Raw genomic sequence first — 17,529 nt, forward strand, 5'->3', positions numbered from 1 at the left:
TCCTGACGACGTCTTCACGGTTAAAGACAACCAGCCCGTCCTGCGTAGACAGTTAAAAGGCCCCTCCGCGGAAACAGTCCACCGTGCTGGATACCACGATCGAACAACGATGATGGCCACACCGAAAAACGGCGCCTAAACGCCACCCAAGATCGTTCACCGAATCGATCCCCCACACGCGATGCAGCTGCTGACCCGATTAAAACAAACCCACTGTCTACAGGGTAGAGGCGTGTCGACAAGCCCACCAATTAAACGATCGGCCCCCTTCTTGAGAAAAGGGGGCCGATCGCCGTTAGCGGGTCACCGGCTCGCAGCATCGGTGACCGCCGCCGGACTCAAAGCAGCAGAACTCAGAAATGCAAAACGCTCAAGATCATCCCCGGCAGCACCGACGCAAGATCAGCACCCAGACGACCCGCCATGGCAGGGACATCGCCCGGCAGCACACCAGCAATATCGGCTGGCAGAGCAGCGGCGATATCGGTCGCCATTGACGTACCGAGCCAACCTGCAATGTTGGTCACCGCCGCCGGGTCAAAACCCTTCAACAGATCGGTTGACAATCCGGGCAGGCCAGCCGCCAGGCCAGCCATAGCGCTATCAGCATTCACGAAGCCGGCAGTAGCGGCGGCACCGCCGCCGCCGAGCAACTGACCCACCGTGTTCAACAGTTGATTGAAGGCAACTTGTAGAGACGGCCAACCCGTAGTCAGCTGGGTCAGAAATTCCTGGGTTGCTACCGGGAGGCTGCCACCGTTCACGATGTTTTGACTATTGGGGGCGACGATAGCTTGCGCAAGGTTATATGAAATATCTGAAAGCTCGACGTATAGGCCAGCATATGGCGTATTGATAAGGCCAAACTCAGGCGGTGATCCGGTTCCATTGATGATTGCGTCCAACGTCACGGGTAGAACATTGAGCAAGTTAATGAATGCTCCAGCTAGATCTCCGCTATTGGCTGAATTAACGGCCGCTTGCAAACTGGATCCGAATGCGTGCCCGATTTGACCTGGCCCCAAAACAAGGTAAACACCAAGATCCGTTACGCCGCCGCCCAATAGCGCGTTGACCGCATATCCGAAGTTCGTTGACATAGTTTTAGGGATATCCAACGTAGCTTCCAGTGGGTACCCAATTTGAAAAAGGGGTTGCTGATATAAAGCATTGATTAGATTGCTTATCCAACCTGCAACGTTGCCCGCAACCAGATCCTGAGATCCCGAGTAAAGCAGAGGTAGAAAATCACTAGCACCGGATCCAGTGAAGTAACTGACGGCATCGGTCGCGCCGGTCTGCATGGTCGACACGTAGAGATCGCCGAACTGAAGCCAGTTCGCAGCTAGCTGCTGCGCCGCCGGGAACGGAAGACTAAGAAAGTCCTGCGTTACCGTCTGCAGATTGGTCTGCGTCGTTTGAATGAGGTCCATCCAACTTTGGATGGGGTTTATGACGGTATCGGCCAGCGCTACCGCGCGGTGCTCGACGTTCACCACGCCGTGCTGGATATCTGCAGCCACGTCGTTGGACACCACCGGGGTTAAGGCGATCATGCTGGCACTTACCGCCGCGGCACCCGCGGTGACCAGAGGCCGGAAAGCTGTTCGCTGTTGCATTTGTTGTAATCCTTTGCTGTCTGTGGTCTGGATGTTCGTAGACTCGACGCCTTCTCAGTAGGCGCCATCACGCTCTCTAGGTCGGGTTGGTCCCAGGGCTGCCGTTGACACCGCTTTGGCCGAGGATCCCGGCGAGTCCGCCGACCCCGGCGACGTTGCCACTCCAGACGTAAAAGCTGAGGCTGCCGTTGCCGCCATTGCCACCGTTGCCGGCTAGCATCCCGCCGAAACCGCCGGAACCACCCGCATAGCCCCAACCGCCGGGGGCAGAGCCGCCGGCCCCGCCAGCGCCGCCGTTACCGACAAGCGCGGCGCTGTTGCCTCCGCCCCCGCCCGTACCGCCGTTTGCGTCGGTACCGGTAGCGCCGCCGGCGGCACCACCGTTGCCGCCGTTGCCGAACAGCAGGCCACCCGCACCACCAGCACCACCCTTGCCGGAGTAAGTGCCGGCAGCGATGGTGGAGCCGCCAGCCCCGCCCGCGCCGCCGTTGCCCATCAGGAAGCCACCGGCGCCACCGGCGCCACCGTTAGCGCCAGTGCCGGCAACAACACCACCGGGGTTGTTGACAAGGCCGGCGCCGCCAACACCGCCATTACCGATCAACCCGGCCGAACCACCGGCATAGCCAACGGGGTGAGTGGCGGTGCCGGCCGCACCCGATCCGCCATCACCGAATAGGAACCCGCCATCGTGGAGGCTGCCGTTGAGCCCGAGACTGCCGATTAACGAGGTGTTGGGGCCGGCATTGGTGACGCCATTGCCGATCAGGTCACGTCCGAATAAATCGACGAACGGCGCATTGATTACCCCGTCCACGGATTGGCCGGTTGGGCTGGCAATCCACGACTCACCAGCCCCGTGAATCCCGGTATAGAACGTCTCGAACGCGCCGTAGATGAGGTCATTCAGCACGACACGAGGGTTTTCGACGGCGGCGGCACTAAGCCCGTCGATGTTGAGGGCGGCCGCAGCACTGGCATGCACACCCTCGAGAGTGGTGCCCAACGCGCCGGCATTAAAAGCGGCGACGCTGGCATTAATGCTATGAGTAATGCCCTCGAGCGCGGCGGTATGAATGCCGTCGAAAGCAGCCGCACTCGCACCCGCGCTCAGGCCATCGAGCGCGGCCGTGGTGCCCGCGGTAACACCCTCCAAAGCCGTAGTGCCGGCGTTGATGCCTTGTTGGGCGGCCGTGCTGGCGGCGGTGATTACCGGCTGGAGGAGGGGGTCGATGATCATGTCGAGCACCCCGGCGCGGGCTGGGGGTGCGGCGGCCATCGGGGTGATTGCGGCGGTCAGAAATGCGCCGGCGGCGGTGCTCATGCCGATCACGCGACCGTGACGGCGTGCCTTGGCGGTGCGGTGGTTTCGCCGCATGCGGTGGTGTTTGCGTTTCATTTGCGAGCCTTCCCTGGACCGACAACGGTGACGATGGATCAAAAACATAGCTGAGAATTACGTTGACAAAATCGCGCCAACACACCAGGAAATAAGCCCCCACGAGAGGTGTTGGCAGCAAAACCCGGCCACAGTAAGAGCGAAATTATGACCCGAGGCTGACCCTTTACACCCCGGCCGGATAGGCCTCAATCATCACGAATAGTCACGCCGCGGGAATAGGGCGCGGCATGTGGGATTGGGGGACTGGTAAAACGACATCACCGTTAACGCGGATGGATGTCGGTGTGGTTGCTGTGCCGGTTCGGCTCGCATCGGAGCTGCGGGAAAGGAATCCGGCGAGGAGCTAAAGCTGATGATCAGTCGGTGTGGTTGATTTGTGAGTCGTGGGGTGGTGGCAGTGCCCGACCGACGCACATCACGACGCCGCGGCCCTGCGCTGCAGATCGCATCTGCCAGAATGACCTGAGCAACAACCCCGCCCAACCCCGAGGAATTCCGTGAAGCTGACCATTACTACCGTGACTTGCTGGTGAGGTATTTGTCGATATCGGCGATCCCAGCAAAAAGCAAAAGTATATTTCAGCAAAAATAATGGGTGTCCTGTATGCCCGGGCCACCGGTCTTTGTGTTGCGGTGATAGTTATGTTGAGTAAGGGGGGTGGATGCGGGTCTGCCGCTACCGATGGGTACTTTCAAATTGAACTACCCTCATGGTGGAGAGGGTTTGCTGCGATACGGGTGTATGGCCTGGCTACCAGGAGTTGTCACGTTCATGAGGATTGCTGAGCCGCACGTTCTGCACGCGACTGCCTAGGCCCGATCGAAAGGCCTGCGAACCTAAGTAATTCTCAGGTATGTCCAGTTCGCCCACACGTCACCACCGAACAAACGAGCGAAAGCATCACCAGCACCGCGTTGACCAGCACCACCGCCATCACCACAAACCCGATTGACCCAGCACCCACCCCACCTTCACCTGGCCAACACCGAGACACCGACCCCCAGGCCTCGCGCTCCTCGGCGGCAAGCCGGTCGACCATTCACCACTGGCACGTGATCGCCGCGGCTGGACGGGTGCGCCGTGAGTTCTTCGGGCGGCGGGTCAAGCTCAATTATTTGGTGAACATGAAATCCGGTATGTGCCCGGAGGATTGCAATTACTGCTCGCAACGGCTCGGCTCGACCGCCGAGATCCTCAAGTACTCCTGGATCGACACCGATGAGGCTGCCCGCCACGCGCAGTGCGCGATCGATGTTGGGGCCAAACGCGTATGTCCGGTTGCCGCCGGACGCGGACCGAGCGACCGCGATATTAAACGCGTTGCCGACACGATCAAAGATTCCGCTCCGGCCGTGGAGGCGTGCGTATCCCTCGGGCTGCTCAAACGCGGGCAAGCCGACCAGCTCCACGAGATCGGCGCCGACGTCTACAACCACAACCTCAACGCCAGCGCCGACAACTACGCGCGGATCTGCTCGACCCATACCTTCGACGACCGGGCCGCCACCGTCACCGACGCCAAGGGCGCTGGCCTGTCGACGTGCTCAGGCGCCATCTTTGCAATGGGCGAATCCAACGAAGACATCGTCGATGTCGCCATGGCTCCAACCGAACTCAGTGCCGGTGAACTTCCTCATCCCGTTCCAAGACACCCCTGGGCGGGCATTGGGAGCCGACCCCGCAGCGCGGCCTACACATCTCGGCGGTGTTCCGATTTGCTTTCCCCGACGTCGAAGTCCGCATCGCCGGCGGCCGAGAAATACACCTGCGCACCCTGCGTTGTTATCACGCGCCGTCGTAGGTGTTCGGGTCCGGGCGCAGCCGGGTGCCGTCGTTGAGGCCGTTGATCGCGTCCATGTGCTCGGCGGCCAATTCGAAGTCGAAGATGTCCAGGTTGCTGGCGATGCGGTCGGGCTTGGTCGACCGGAAGACGACCGCATTACCCAGTTGCACGTTCCACCGCAGCAGCACCTGTGCGGGCGTCTTGCCGTATTCGCCGGCGACCGAGGCCACGGTCAGGTTGTCCAGCAGCTTGCCGAGGACCAGCGGGGTGTAGGACTGCGTCACGACGTTGTGCTGCGCGTTCGCCTTGCGCAGCTCGGCCTGGTTGAGCAGCGGGTGCAGCTCAATCTGGTTGACCGCCGGGGTGACGAAGGTGAGGTCGATGACCATCGACAGGTGTTCTTCGGTGAAGTTCGAGACGCCGATCGAGCGGGCATGCCCTTCTCCGCGGGACTGGATCATCCCGCCGAAGGCGTCGACGTACTTGCCCAGCGACGGTGCCGGCCAGTGAATCAGGTAGAGGTCGACGTAGTCCAGGCCCAGTCGCTCCAGGCTGGCGTTGCAGGCCGCCGGGGCCTTGCTGAAACCCTGGTCGGCGGTGGCCAGCTTGGTGGTGACGAACAGCTCCGCGCGGGGAATCCCCGAAGCCGCGATCGCGCGGCCGACGGCGGCTTCGTTGCCGTAGACCGCGGCGGTGTCGATGAGCCGGCAGCCGACCTCCAGCGCGGCCGACACCGCCCGTTCGGTCTCGTCGTCCGATAATTCGGCGACCCCCAGGCCGAGCACCGGCATGGTGTTTTCGTCGTTCAGAGCTATTGAGGGTACGTCGGCGCCCGACTCGCCAGTCAACGTGGCTCACCTACCTGTGAAATTGAATGTTCGCGGATTCGGACCAAGCCGTGTTCCATCATCGAGCGAGGAGATCGACGCCATTCCATCGTCACTGGGTTCGAAATCGAACACGTCGAAGTTGCTCGCAATCCTGTGGGGTTCACCGACTCGGGGATCACGATATTACCGAGCTGGATGTGCCATACCGCCGGGTGAGCCTGGTCGGCGTGCCGCAATTTGGTCACCACGTAAAGTTGGTGGCGCGGCACCGACGGCCTGCTCGGGCCTGGAAGACTCCCTAGGCGACTCCGGAGCCGACGACGGGATCGCCGTCATTGAGTGTGACTGCGTTTATCGAGGGTTTATCGAGGGTTTATCGAGGGGGCTGCCCATGACACGAAGTCTGCCAGGCACGCGGGACTCGATGAGCCTGACCAGCCGCGTGCAGGGCGCGGTTACCACCGTTGGCGTCAACGTCATTCCGTGGATCCCGACCGCCGTCAGGCGGGCGCTGGTCCGTGGTCGTTCGGTCATCATCGACGGCAACACGCTCGATCCCACGCTGCAGCTGATGCTGTCGGGCCTGCGCGCCGTCGGCATCGACGGCCTGGTCGTGGACGACGACCCGGAGGCCTCGCGCGCCCAGATGCGTGAGACGACGGTGGGCTTGCCCGGCCCGCAGATTCACGTCGAGACCGACGACCTGTCGCTGCCCGGGCCGGCCGGTGAGATCGCGGCGCGGCACTACCGCCCGGCCGATGGTGCGCCCGCGCCCCTGCTGGTCTTCTACCACGGCGGCGGCTGGGCGATCGGCGACCTGGACACCCATGACACGCTGTGCCGGTTGACCTGCCGTGACGCGGGCGTCCACGTGTTGTCGATCGACTACCGGCTGGCTCCCGAGCATCCGGCCCCGGCCGCGGTCGAGGACGCCTATGCGGCGTTCAAGTGGGCCCACGAGCACGCCGACCAACTCGGCGCGGTCCCCGGGCGTGTCGCGGTGGGCGGGGACAGTGCGGGCGGCAACCTGGCGGCCGTCGTGTGCCAACTGGCGCGGGACGAGGCCCAAGACACAGGCGGCCCGGCGCCCGTGCTGCAGTGGCTGATCTACCCGCGGACCGACTTCACGGCCCGGACCCGGTCACTGAGCCTGTTCTCCCGCGGCTTCCTGCTGACCAAGCGGGACATCGACTGGTTCGAGTCGCAATACCTGAGGCGTTCGGGCCTCGACAGCGCCGATCCGCGGGTGTCGCCGCTGTTGGCCGAGTCGCTGTCCGGGCTGGCGCCTGCGCTGATCGCGGTGGCGGGCTTCGACCCGTTGCGCGACGAGGGGGAGAGCTACGCGGCGGCGCTGCGGGCCGCCGGGACCGCGGTAGACCTGCGTTACCTGGGTTCGCTGACCCATGGCTTCGTCAATCTGTTCCAGCTGGGGGGCGACAGCGCCGCCGCGACCGGTGAGCTAATTTCGGCCCTGCGCGCGCACCTGAGCCGGGTCTGATTGTTGGGCGGTTGGCGCCGGTAATCTAGAGGCATTTGTCCGACCGCCGGACAAGCCAGCACCGAAGGATAAGCGACCCGTGGCCGACAAACCCAAACGTCCCCCGCGATTCGATGTAAAGTCGGCCACCGGCAAATCCGGCCGACTCGTCCAGATCGGCGGAACCGCCCTCATCGTGATCTTCGCGGTCGCGCTCGTCTTCTACATCGTGACGTCGCATCACAAGAAGGGCGGCGCCACCGGCGCGGGCGATACGGTGCGGGTGACGTCGAGCAAGCTGGTCACCCAGCCGGGGACCAGCAACCCCAAGGCCGTGGTGTCGTTCTACGAGGATTTTCTGTGCCCGGCCTGCGGTAATTTCGAGCGCACCTTCGGGCCGACGGTGTCCAAGCTCATCGACATCGGCGCCATTGCGGCCGATTACTCCATGGTGTCGATTCTCGACAGCGCAAAGAGCCAGAACTATTCGTCGCGGGCGGGTGCGGCGGCCCTATGCGTCGCCGACGAATCCCTCGATGCGTTTCGCCGTTTCCATGCCGCGCTATTCAGCACCAACATCCAGCCCAGCGAGCGCGGCACCAGCTTCCCCGACAACGCGAGGCTGATCGAACTCGCCCGCGAGGCCGGCGTCGTGGGCAAGGTCCCCGACTGCATCAACAGCGGCAAATACCTTTCCAAGGTCACCGGCGAGGCCGCCGCCGCGCACATCACCGCGACCCCGACCGTCAAGATCAACGGCGACGATTACGAGCCGTCGACGCCTGACGCGCTGGTCGCCAAGATCAAACAGATCGTGGGCGACGTGCCGGGCCTCGACACCGCCGTCGCTCCCGCGGCCACGTGACCGGTGCGGTGGCGGCGCAATCCGCCGACCCGACACCGGATTCGCGTGCCCCGGCGGGCGTGCCCGCGCCCAGCGCCTGGTGGGTGCTGATCGCCGGGGTGATCGGCCTGGTTGCCTCGGTGACGCTGACGGTGGAGAAGATCGACATTCTGCTCAACCCGTCGTACGTGCCGTCCTGCAACATCAATCCGATCCTGTCGTGCGGCTCGGTGATGGTCACGCCGCAGGCGTCGATTCTGGGCTTCCCCAACCCGCTGCTGGGCCTGGTGGGCTTCGCCGTGGTGGTCGTCACCGGTGTGCTGGCGGTGGCGAAAGTGCCGTTGCCCCAATGGTATTGGGCCGGACTGACGGTGGGGGCCCTGATCGGCGCGGTGTTCGTGCACTGGCTGATCTTTCAGAGCCTGTATCGCATCGGGGCGTTGTGTCCGTACTGCATGGTGGTCTGGGCGGTCACCATCCCGCTGCTGGTGGTGGCCGCGTCGATCGCGTTTCGTCCGGCGCTGCAACGACGCCGATCCGGTGCGGCCTGGGCGCTGTACCAGTGGCGGTGGTCGATCGCCGCGCTGTGGTTCACGGCGGTGTTCCTGCTGATCGTGGTGCGGTTCTGGAGCTATTGGTCGACGCTTTTGTGAGCGTCCGCGGGTGACCCGGATCATCGGCGGCGTCGCCGGGGGCCGGCGCATCGCCGTGCCGCCGCGGGGAACCCGGCCGACCACCGATCGGGTGCGCGAGTCGCTGTTCAACGTCGTGACCGCCCGGCGGGCGATGACTGGCCTGGCGGTGCTGGACCTCTACGCCGGTTCGGGCGCGCTGGGGCTGGAGGCGCTGTCGCGCGGCGCCGCGTCCGCGGTTTTCGTCGAGTCCGACCGGCGCACCGCGGCCGTCATCGCACGCAACATCGAGACCCTCGGCCTAAGGGGTGCGACGCTGCGCCGGGGCGCGGTGACGGCCATCCTTTCGGCCGGGCCCGCGGCTCCGGTGGACCTGGTACTGGCCGACCCGCCCTATGAGGTCGACGCCGACGAGGTGAACGCCGTCCTGGACGCGCTGACCACCCATGGCTGGGTGCGCGAGGGAACCGTCGCGGCGGTGGAGCGTGCGGCCGCCGGCGCGGCGCTGAGCTGGCCGCCGGGCTGGTCCCCATGGCCCGAGCGCGTGTACGGCGACACCCGCTTGGAGCTGGCCGAACGGCTCTGAGACAGGCGTGTACCGTCATTCGTCATGACCGCCGGGGATGACACATGACGGGTGCGGTATGCCCGGGCTCGTTCGACCCCGTGACGCTGGGTCACATCGACGTCTTCGAACGCGCCTCGGCGCAGTTCGACGAGGTGGTGGTGGCGATCCTGACCAACCCCGCCAAAAAGGGCATGTTCGACCTCGACGAGCGGATCGCGATGATCGAAGAGTCGACGACACATCTGCCCAACCTGCGGGCGGAGGCCGGACAAGGTCTGGTGGTCGACTTCGTCAGGTCCCGGGGGATGACCGCGATCGTGAAGGGTCTGCGCACCGGCACCGACTTCGAATACGAGCTGCAGATGGCGCAGATGAACAAGCACGTCGCCGGCGTCGACACCTTTTTCGTGGCGACCACGCCGCGATATTCGTTCGTGTCGTCGTCGTTGGCCAAAGAGGTCGCGATGCTCGGCGGCGACGTGTCTGAATTGCTGCCGGAACCGGTGAACCGTCGGTTGCGCGAAAAGTTGTCCGGCCGGCCCTGATCCCGGCTAGTGGCCTTCATGAGTGTGCTCGCGCCCCGCGTCGGGGGAGCCACCCATCATGCGCACCATCGCGGATCCCCCCGTGGTGAAGAACCGGGCGATCAATATCGCCGCGACCACCAGAAAGGCGATGTTGAGCCAGGTCGTGTAGTTCCACGAGACCGCCGCCTGCATCACCGTGGCGCTGCGCTGCGTCGGAATGAGATTCGCTGTGCCGAAGAGCAATTCGACGAGGTACCCGGCGGTGACCATCGCGGCGTAGAAGGTGCCCAGCAGGGTCAGCATCATCGGAGTGCCGTAGTACTTGCGGTAGATGTTCAGGATCGGCAGGATCAGCAGGTCGGCGTAGATGAACGCGATGACACCGCCGAAGCTGATTCCGCCGTTCCACAGCACCGCGGCCAGCGGCACGTTGCCGATCGAGCAGACGAAGGACACGATCGCCACGATGGGCCCCACGACCGGGCCCCACAGCGCCGACCAACCGGGATGATCGGCCAAAAAGAAGACCTGCCAAAACTTTTCGGGCACCCACGCCGCGACGGCGCCCGCGATCAGCAGGCCCAAAACGAGGTCCCGCAGAATCGCCAGCCACTCCATGACGAACACGTGCGAGACCGAGGTAAGGCCCTCCGCGGAAAAGAGCCGCCGCCAAAACGAGCCCTCCTTCTTGATGGACATGTCCATCGCGGCATGGCCTTCCATCGAGCCGGCGACTCCCCGCTCGGCGTGCTCACGGGCGTCGTCGATGAGCCTGGACCGCACGAACAGCCGGAACAGGACGGCGAGGGCCACGATCATCAGCGGGCCGCCGACGAACTCGGCGGCGGTGAACTGCCAGCCCATCAGCAGGGCCAGGATGATGCCCAACTCCACCACGAGGTTGGTGGAACCGATCTCGAACGCCATGGCGGCGGTGAAGTTGGCGCCCTTGCGGAACAGCGATCGGGCCAGGGCCACCGCGGCGTACGAACACGACGACGACGCGGCCCCCAGCCCGGCCGCCACCGCCAGGGTGCGCGGCCGGTCGTCGCCCAACACGGCCACGATCGTCGAGCGACGCACCACCGCCTGCACCACCGCCGACAGGGCAAATCCCAGGATCAACGCCCACAGGATCTCCCACGTCATCGACCCGGCCAGCGCCAAGGCGTGACCGACCGCTGCCAGCACTGTCACCGATGTCCTCCGCTTCGGCCCCCGCCGTGTCCGCCCAGCACGCTATACCCCTGAGGGGTATTAAGCAAGTGTCGTGCGCCCGCCGGCGGCCGGGGAAAGTTCGTCCTTTCACACACGGCGCTCATGCCGGGCGTCTAAGCTCAGGTGTTCGGTGATGGTTACGCGTCGATACCCGGTAACAGTGGATCGGGTCGTGACAGTGACGCGATGGGGGTGACCTCTCCAATTTCAAAAATCCGGTGCCGCGTTCGAGCGGTGCCGGTTGAGCTGAGACGAGGTTGGAATAGCCATGGGAACAGCCATGGAGCGAGGTGTCACCCCCATTGCGGTCATCGGAATGGGATGCCGCCTTCCCGGCGGGATCGACTCACCCGACGCGTTCTGGCAGGCGTTGCTGCGCGGCGACGACCTGGTGACGGAGATCCCCCCCGATCGGTGGGATGCCGCGGAGCACTACGACCCGGAGCGCGGCGTACACGGCAGGTCGGTCTCGCGGTGGGGCGGCTTCCTCGACGACATCGGCGGCTTTGACGCCTCCTTCTTCGGTTTCGGCGAGCCCGAGGCGACCTCCATCGACCCGCAGCACCGGCTGCTGCTGGAGACGTCCTGGGAAGCGATCGAGCACGCCGGCATCGTGCCGCCCTCGCTGAGCGGCTCCCGCACGGGCGTGTTCATGGGCCTGTGCCACCACGACTACACCCTGGTGACCGGTGACGCCGGCGTCCTCGACGACGCGTACGGCTTCACCGGCACCCCCTTCAGCATGGCGTCCGGGCGCGTCGCCTACGGACTGGGGCTCTCGGGCCCGGCGGTCACCGTGGACACCTCGTGCTCCTCGGGCTTGCTGGCCGTGCACCTGGCGTGCCAGAGCCTGGACCGCGGCGAGAGCGATCTCGCCCTGGCCGGGGCCGCCATGGCGCTGCTGGAGCCGCGCCTCTCCGCCGCCGCCTCGGCGCAGGGCATGCTCTCGCCCACCGGCCGCTGCCATACCTTCGACGTCGCCGCCGACGGGTTCGTGCGCTCGGAGGGGTGCGGCGTGGTCCTGCTCAAGCGGCTGCCCGACGCGCTGCGCGACGGCGACCGGGTCCTGGCCGTCGTGCGCGGCACCGCGGCCAACCAGGACGGTCGTTCCGAAACCATCACGACGCCGTCGTCAAACGCCCAGGTCGCGGTGTACCGGGCGGCGCTGGAGGTGGCCGGGGTGGACCCGGCCGCGGTCGGCATGGTGGAGGCGCACGGCACCGGAACGCCGGTGGGGGATCCGATCGAGTTCACCAGCCTGACCGAGGTGTATGGCGCCGGCGGCAATCGCGTCGCGCTCGGCTCGGCCAAGAGCAACCTGGGGCACACCGAGGGGGCGGCCGGCGCCGTCGGGCTGATCAAGGCCATTCTCGGGCTCCAACACGGCCTGGTGCCGCCGATGGTGCACTTCACCCGCTTGCCCGACGAGCTGCAGCGACTGGAAACCGGGCTGTTCGTGCCGCAGGAGCTCACACCGTGGCCCGGCACGGACGGGCCGCGGCGGGCCGGGGTGACGTCGCTGGGAATGTCGGGGACCAACGTGCACGCCATCCTCGAGCAGGCCCCGGACGCTCAACCGCGTGCCGCAAGCCCCGTGGCTGGGCCGCTGCTGTTCCCGCTGTCATCGACCTCGGCCGACGAGCTGCGCCGAACGGCGCGCCGGCTGGCCGAATGGCTCGACCACAACAAGGACGAGCTGACGCTGCCCGACCTGGCCTACACGTTGGCGCGGCGGCGCGGGCACCGGACCGTGCGCACCGCGGTGATCGCCGAGAACCCCGAGGACTTCGGGGGCCTGACCGCCGGGCTGCGCGAGGTCGCCGACGGCGAAACCCCGTACCCGCCGGCCGCCGGCCGGGACGACCGCGGACCGGTCTGGATCTTCTCGGGTCAGGGTTCGCAGTGGGCGGCCATGGGCGCGGAACTGCTCGCGAAGGAGCCCGTGTTCGCCGCGACCGTCGCCGAGGCCGAGCCGCTGATCGCCCGGGAGTCCGGGTTTTCGGTGACCGAGGCGATGTCGGCGCCCGAGACCGTGACCGGCATCGACCGGGTGCAGCCGACGCTGTTCACCATGCAGGTCGCGCTGGCCACCGCGATGCGGGCCTACGGCGTGCGGCCCGGCGCGGTGATCGGGCACTCGCTCGGTGAGGCGTCGGCGGCCGTCGTCGCCGGGGCGCTGTCCCTGGAGGACGGGATCAAGGTGATCTGCCGGCGCTCCAAGCTGATGTCGCGCATCGCGGGCGCGGGAGCGATGGCGTCGGTGGAGCTGCCCGCCCAGCAGGTGCGGGAGGAGTTGGCCGCCCGCGGCGTGCGCGACGTTGCGGTGTCGGTGATCGCCTCGCCGAACTCCACCGTGGTGGGCGGGGCGGCCCAGACGGTTCGCGACCTGGTCGCCGCGTGGGAGGGTCGCGGGGTGATGGCCCGCGAGGTGGCCGTGGACGTCGCGTCGCACTCGTCTCAGGTCGACCCGATCCTCGCCGATCTGGCCGGCCAACTCGCGGACCTCAAGCCGGTGGCGCCGGAGGTGCCGTATTACTCTGCGACGCTTGACGATCCGCGTGCCCGGCCGAATTTCGACGCCGGCTACTGGGTGGACAACCTGCGGCAGTCGGTGAAGTTCGCGGCCGCCGTGCAGGCCGCCCTGGACGACGGCCACCGGGTGTTCGCCGAGCCCTCGCCGCACCCGCTGCTGACCCGGGCGGTGGAGCAGACCGCCGCGGCCGCTGGCATCACCGTGCAGGCCCTGGCCGGGATGCGGCGCGAGCAGCCGATGCCCTACGGGCTCCTCGGCCTGCTGGCGGACCTGTACAGCGCCGGCGCCGCGATCGACTTCTCGGTGCTGTATCCGGGCGGGTGCCTGGTCGATGCGCCGCTGCCGACCTGGACCCACCGGCGGCTGCTGGTCCAGGCCGACGGCTCACGGGCGCACGGGGAGACCACCGTGCCGGTGCACCCGCTGCTGGGCGCGCACGTGCGGTTGCCCGAGGAGCCCGAGCGGCACGCCTGGCAGGGCGAGATCGGCACCGCGGCCCTGCCCTGGCTGGCGGACCACCAGGTGAACGGGGTCGCGGTCGTCCCGGGGGCCGCCTTTTGCGAGATGGCGCTGGCCGCCGCCGACGTGGTGCTGGGGCCGGGCTCCGAGGTGCGCGACGTTCGCTTCGAACAGATGCTGATGCTGGACGACGAGACGTCGGTGGCCGCGGTGGCGTCGGTCAGGGACGTCGGCGTCGTCGACTTCGTGGTCGAGACCCAGCGGGAGGACGAGCGCACCCGGCGGGCGGGCGCGGTGCTGCGCGCCGCCGACGAAGAGCCGCCGCAGCGGCGCGACATCGCCGCCCTGCTGGCCACCCACCCGCAGCGGATCGACGGTGCCGCGTTACGGCAGTCGTTCGCCGAGCGAAACATCCACTACGGCCCGGCCTTCACCGGCCTGGTGTCGGCGCGCATCGCCGAGGGCAAGGGCCGCGGCGTGGTGGCCGAGGTCGAGCTGCCCGGCGTGGTCCGGTCGCAGCGGACCGGTTACGGCGTTCATCCCGCGCTGTTGGACGCCTGTTTCCAGGCGGTGCTGGCGCACCCGGCCATCAAGGATGCCTGCGATGGGGTGCTGCTGCCGCTGAGCGTGCGACGGCTGCGCCGCTACGCCCCGACCCGGGGTACGCGCTACTGCCACCTGCGGGTCGTCTCGACGAGCGCGACGGTGTTCGAGGTCGACCTGGACCTGCTGGACGAAAACGGCGCCGTCCTGCTTGCCGCGCAGGGACTGCGGATGGGCACCCGGGGCGGCGGCGCCGACCAGTTGATGGCCGAGCGCCTGCTGGCCGTCGACTGGCAGCAGCAGACACCGCCGGCCGCGCCCGACCGGGTCGTCGGGGGTTGGCTGCTGATCGACACCGCCGAGGCCGACCCGCTGCAATCGAAATTGGTGGATTCGCTGAAATCCATTGGCGCACAATGCGAGACGCTGAACTGGCCGGAAACGGCCGACCACCTGGCCAACGCCGAGCGGTTGGCCGCCTACGTGCGCGGCGGCCTCGAAGGGGTGGTGATCGTCTGCCCGCCACCGGCCGGCGAACCCGACGAGCACGGCCTGCTTTTGGGTCGCGAGCAAGTGCGTCACGTGATCCGCATGGTCCGCGACCTGCCGGAGCTGTCGGGCCAGCCGCCGCGGCTGTACGTCGTCACCCGGCGGGCCCAGATCGTCCTGCCCGACGACCGGCCCAACCTGGTCCAGGCCGGACTGCGTGGCCTGCTGCGGGTGATCGGCGCGGAGAATCCGCAGCTGCAGACGACCCAGATCGACCTGGACGACGAGGCCGACATCGAGCGGGTGGCTCAGGAGCTGCTATCCGGTTCTCCGGAAGACGAGACCGCCTGGCGCGCCGGCCATTGGTACACGGCGCGGCTGCGCTGCACGCCGCTCGGGCCCGAGGAACGCCGGGTCACCACGGTCAAGAACGAGTCCGAGCGGATGCGGGTGACGGTGCGCCACCCCGGCGACCTGCGCACGCTGGAATTCATCGCCGTGGACCGCAAGACACCGGGCCCGGGTGAGGTCGAGGTCGCGGTCGACGCGTCCAGCATCAACTTCGCCGAAGTCCTTGCCGCCCTTGGCCGTTACCCCGACCTGGAGGGCGAGCCCCACCAGCTGGGATTCGACCTGGGCGGGGTGGTCACCCGGGTCGGCGCCGACGTCACCGACCACCAGGTCGGCGACCGGGTGGGCGGCTTCTCCGGCTACGCCAACGGCAGCTGGGGCGCGTTCGTCACCTGCGACGCCCGCCTCGTCGCCACCTTGCCTTCGGGGCCGGCCGGTCTGACCGCCGGCCAGGCCGCCGCGGCGGCAACCGCGTACGGCACCGCGTGGTACGGGCTCTACGACCTGGCCCGGATCTCGGGCGACGACAAGGTGCTGATCCACTCCGGCACCGGCGGCGTGGGTCAGGCCGCGATAGCGATCGCCCGCATGGTGGGGGCCGAGATCTTCGCCACCGCGGGCAGCCCGGAGCGGCGAGCGATGTTGCGGGACATGGGCATTGAGCACGTCTACGACTCGCGCAGCACCGAGTTCGCCGAGCAGATCCGCCGCGACACCGATGGGTACGGCGTCGACATCGTGCTCAACTCCCTGACCGGTGCGGCGCAGCAGGCGGGGCTGGACCTGCTGGCCTACGGCGGGCGGTTCGTCGAGATCGGCAAGCGCGACATCTACGGCGACACCCGGCTGGGCCTGTTCCCCTTCCGCCGCAACCTCACGTTCTACGCCGTCGACGTGGCGCTGCTGTCGCAGACCCACCCGCAGCGGTTGCAGCGGCTGCTGCAGACGGTGTACCAGCGGATCGCCGACGGCGACCTGCCGGTCCCGTCCTGCACCGAATTCCCGCTGGCCGAGGCCGCCACCGCGATCCAGCTGATGAGCAGGGCGGCCCACACCGGCAAGCTGGTGCTCACGGTGCCGCACACCGGGGAGACCCGCGCGGTGGTGCCGCCGGAGCAGGCCAGGCCCTTCCGCGGGGACGGCTCCTACGTCGTCACCGGCGGCCTCGGCGGCCTGGGCCTATTCCTGGCCGGCCAGATGGCCAAGGCGGGTTGCGGGCGGATCGTGCTCACCGCCCGCTCCAACCCAACTCCCAAGGCGCACCAGGCCATTGAGCGGCTGCGCGCGACGGGCGCCGACGTCGTCGTGGAGTGCGGCAACATCGCCGAGGCCGATACCGCGGCCCGGGTGGTGGCCGCGGCCACCGCCACCGGGCTTCCGCTGCGCGGGGTGCTGCACGCCGCCGCGGTCGTCGAGGACGCCACCCTGGCCAACATCACCGACGAGCTGATCGACCGGGACTGGGCGCCCAAGGTCGACGGCGTGTGGAACCTGCACCGGGCGACGGCCGGGCAGCCGCTGGACTGGTTCTGTTCGTTCTCGTCGGTGGCCGCGCTGTTCGGCTCGGCCGGTCAGGGGGCCTACGCGGCCGCGTCCAGCTGGCTGGACGCCTTCACCCACTGGCGCCGTGGCCAGGGCCTGCCCGCCACCACGATCGCGTGGGGGGCGTGGGGCGAGATCGGCCGGGCCACATTCCTGGCGGATAGCGGCCGGACGACGATGATCACGCCCGACGAGGGCGCGCAGGCGTTCGAGACGCTGCTGCGCTACGACCGCGGCTACACCGGCTACGTCCCGACGAAGGGCGCCCCGTGGCTGGCGGCGCTGGTCGCGCGCAGCCCGTTCGCCGAAGCGTTCCAGGCCTCCGAGGGCCAGCAGGCGGGGGACAACACCACGCTGCGCGCCGAACTTCGGACGCTATCGCGCGACGAGTGGCCCGCCCGGCTTCGGCGCCTGGTGGCCGAGCAGACCGCGCTCATCCTGCGCCGCGCGGTCGACCCGGATCGCCCATTCGCCGACCACGGTTTGGACTCGCTGGGCAACCTCGAACTGCGGACCCGCATCGAAGCCGAGACCGGAATACGGATCACGCCCAAAAGCATTGCCACCCACAACACCGCGCGCGCCTTAGGTCTGCACCTTTCGGAGGCGCTGGTGTCCGAGGAGGTCGTCGCGGCGGCCCAGGGGTAGCTCGTCGACCTTGACTCTGCACTCACCAGGCACTCTTCTCGTACTTTTGCCTGGTGGGCGCAG

At 67.3% G+C, this 17,529-nt stretch carries 10 protein-coding genes and 3 pseudogenes; 8 read left to right on the top strand and 5 right to left on the bottom strand.

The genetic code is table 11. The features are described 5' to 3' along the window. Positions 1–353: 353 nt before the first annotated feature. Both K3U93_RS07740 and K3U93_RS25640 read right to left on the bottom strand, forming a co-directional pair. On the bottom strand, positions 354–1,619 hold the full coding sequence (locus tag K3U93_RS07740; protein WP_139797244.1) for a hypothetical protein: 1,266 nt from the start codon (positions 1,617–1,619) through the stop codon (positions 354–356). An 88-nt stretch (positions 1,620–1,707) separates the two neighbouring features. Further along, a pseudogene (locus tag K3U93_RS25640) lies at positions 1,708–2,241 on the bottom strand (PE family protein); the annotation flags it as partial. A 1,917-nt stretch (positions 2,242–4,158) separates the two neighbouring features. On the opposite strand from K3U93_RS25640, the pseudogene K3U93_RS25460 reads away from it, so the two are divergent. Beyond that, a pseudogene (locus K3U93_RS25460) lies at positions 4,159–4,605 on the top strand (radical SAM protein); the annotation flags it as partial. 122 nt (positions 4,606–4,727) lie between these two features. Next, positions 4,728–4,823 (top strand): hypothetical protein, encoded by a 96-nt coding sequence (locus K3U93_RS25465; protein ID WP_479494926.1) that lies wholly within the window; start codon positions 4,728–4,730, stop codon positions 4,821–4,823. Here the strand turns inward: K3U93_RS25465 and K3U93_RS07755 are convergent. Beyond that, positions 4,808–5,653 carry an aldo/keto reductase gene (locus tag K3U93_RS07755; RefSeq protein WP_139797199.1) on the bottom strand — a complete coding sequence of 282 codons (846 nt, stop codon included), beginning with the start codon at positions 5,651–5,653 and terminating at the stop codon, positions 4,808–4,810. The two genes, K3U93_RS25465 and K3U93_RS07755, sit on opposite strands and share 16 nt — an antisense overlap. 6 nt (positions 5,654–5,659) lie before the next feature. Then, positions 5,660–5,838, bottom strand: a pseudogene (locus K3U93_RS07760) (aldo/keto reductase); the annotation flags it as partial. A 188-nt stretch (positions 5,839–6,026) separates the two neighbouring features. Between K3U93_RS07760 and K3U93_RS07765 the strand changes: the two are divergent. The 5 genes from K3U93_RS07765 to coaD all read left to right on the top strand — a co-directional run bounded on the left by K3U93_RS07765 (position 6,027) and on the right by coaD (position 9,701). Next, on the top strand, positions 6,027–7,133 hold the full coding sequence (locus K3U93_RS07765; protein ID WP_083012516.1) for an alpha/beta hydrolase: 1,107 nt from the start codon (positions 6,027–6,029) through the stop codon (positions 7,131–7,133). A gap of 79 nt (positions 7,134–7,212) precedes the next feature. After that, a complete protein-coding gene (locus K3U93_RS07770; protein WP_071513237.1) occupies positions 7,213–7,977 on the top strand; it encodes a DsbA family protein in 765 nt (254 codons plus the stop codon). Continuing rightward, positions 7,974–8,609: a vitamin K epoxide reductase family protein gene (locus K3U93_RS07775; RefSeq protein ID WP_083012518.1), complete on the top strand. Its 636-nt coding sequence runs from the start codon at positions 7,974–7,976 to the stop codon at positions 8,607–8,609. The genes K3U93_RS07770 and K3U93_RS07775 overlap by 4 nt, the downstream gene beginning before the upstream one ends. A gap of 10 nt (positions 8,610–8,619) precedes the next feature. After that, positions 8,620–9,174, top strand: a complete 555-nt coding sequence (gene rsmD, locus K3U93_RS07780; protein WP_083012521.1) for a 16S rRNA (guanine(966)-N(2))-methyltransferase RsmD — start codon at positions 8,620–8,622, stop codon at positions 9,172–9,174. Between the two features lie 44 nt (positions 9,175–9,218). Next, the gene (coaD, locus tag K3U93_RS07785; protein WP_071513234.1) at positions 9,219–9,701 is read left to right on the top strand and encodes a pantetheine-phosphate adenylyltransferase; all 483 of its coding nucleotides are present in this window, start codon (positions 9,219–9,221) and stop codon (positions 9,699–9,701) included. A 6-nt stretch (positions 9,702–9,707) separates the two neighbouring features. Here coaD and K3U93_RS07790 read toward each other — a convergent pair whose 3' ends face one another. Next, positions 9,708–10,880 (bottom strand): permease, encoded by a 1,173-nt coding sequence (locus K3U93_RS07790; protein ID WP_083012523.1) that lies wholly within the window; start codon positions 10,878–10,880, stop codon positions 9,708–9,710. A 301-nt stretch (positions 10,881–11,181) separates the two neighbouring features. On the opposite strand from K3U93_RS07790, the gene pks2 reads away from it, so the two are divergent. Then, on the top strand, positions 11,182–17,466 hold the full coding sequence (gene pks2, locus K3U93_RS07795) for a sulfolipid-1 biosynthesis phthioceranic/hydroxyphthioceranic acid synthase (RefSeq protein WP_083012525.1): 6,285 nt from the start codon (positions 11,182–11,184) through the stop codon (positions 17,464–17,466). Positions 17,467–17,529: the final 63 nt, after the last annotated feature.

It is taken from the genome of Mycobacterium malmoense, assembly GCF_019645855.1.
Lineage (GTDB): Bacteria > Actinomycetota > Actinomycetes > Mycobacteriales > Mycobacteriaceae > Mycobacterium > Mycobacterium malmoense.

Bases quoted from the DNA above. Each gene is read 5' to 3' on its own strand.
- K3U93_RS07740 (WP_139797244.1), bottom strand. From the start codon at position 1,619: ATGCAACAGCGAACAGCTTTCCGGCCTCTGGTCACCGCGGGTGCCGCG.
- K3U93_RS07765 (WP_083012516.1), top strand. From the start codon at position 6,027: ATGACACGAAGTCTGCCAGGCACGCGGGACTCGATGAGCCTGACCAGC.
- coaD (WP_071513234.1), top strand. From the start codon at position 9,219: ATGACGGGTGCGGTATGCCCGGGCTCGTTCGACCCCGTGACGCTGGGT.
- pks2 (WP_083012525.1), top strand. From the start codon at position 11,182: ATGGAGCGAGGTGTCACCCCCATTGCGGTCATCGGAATGGGATGCCGC.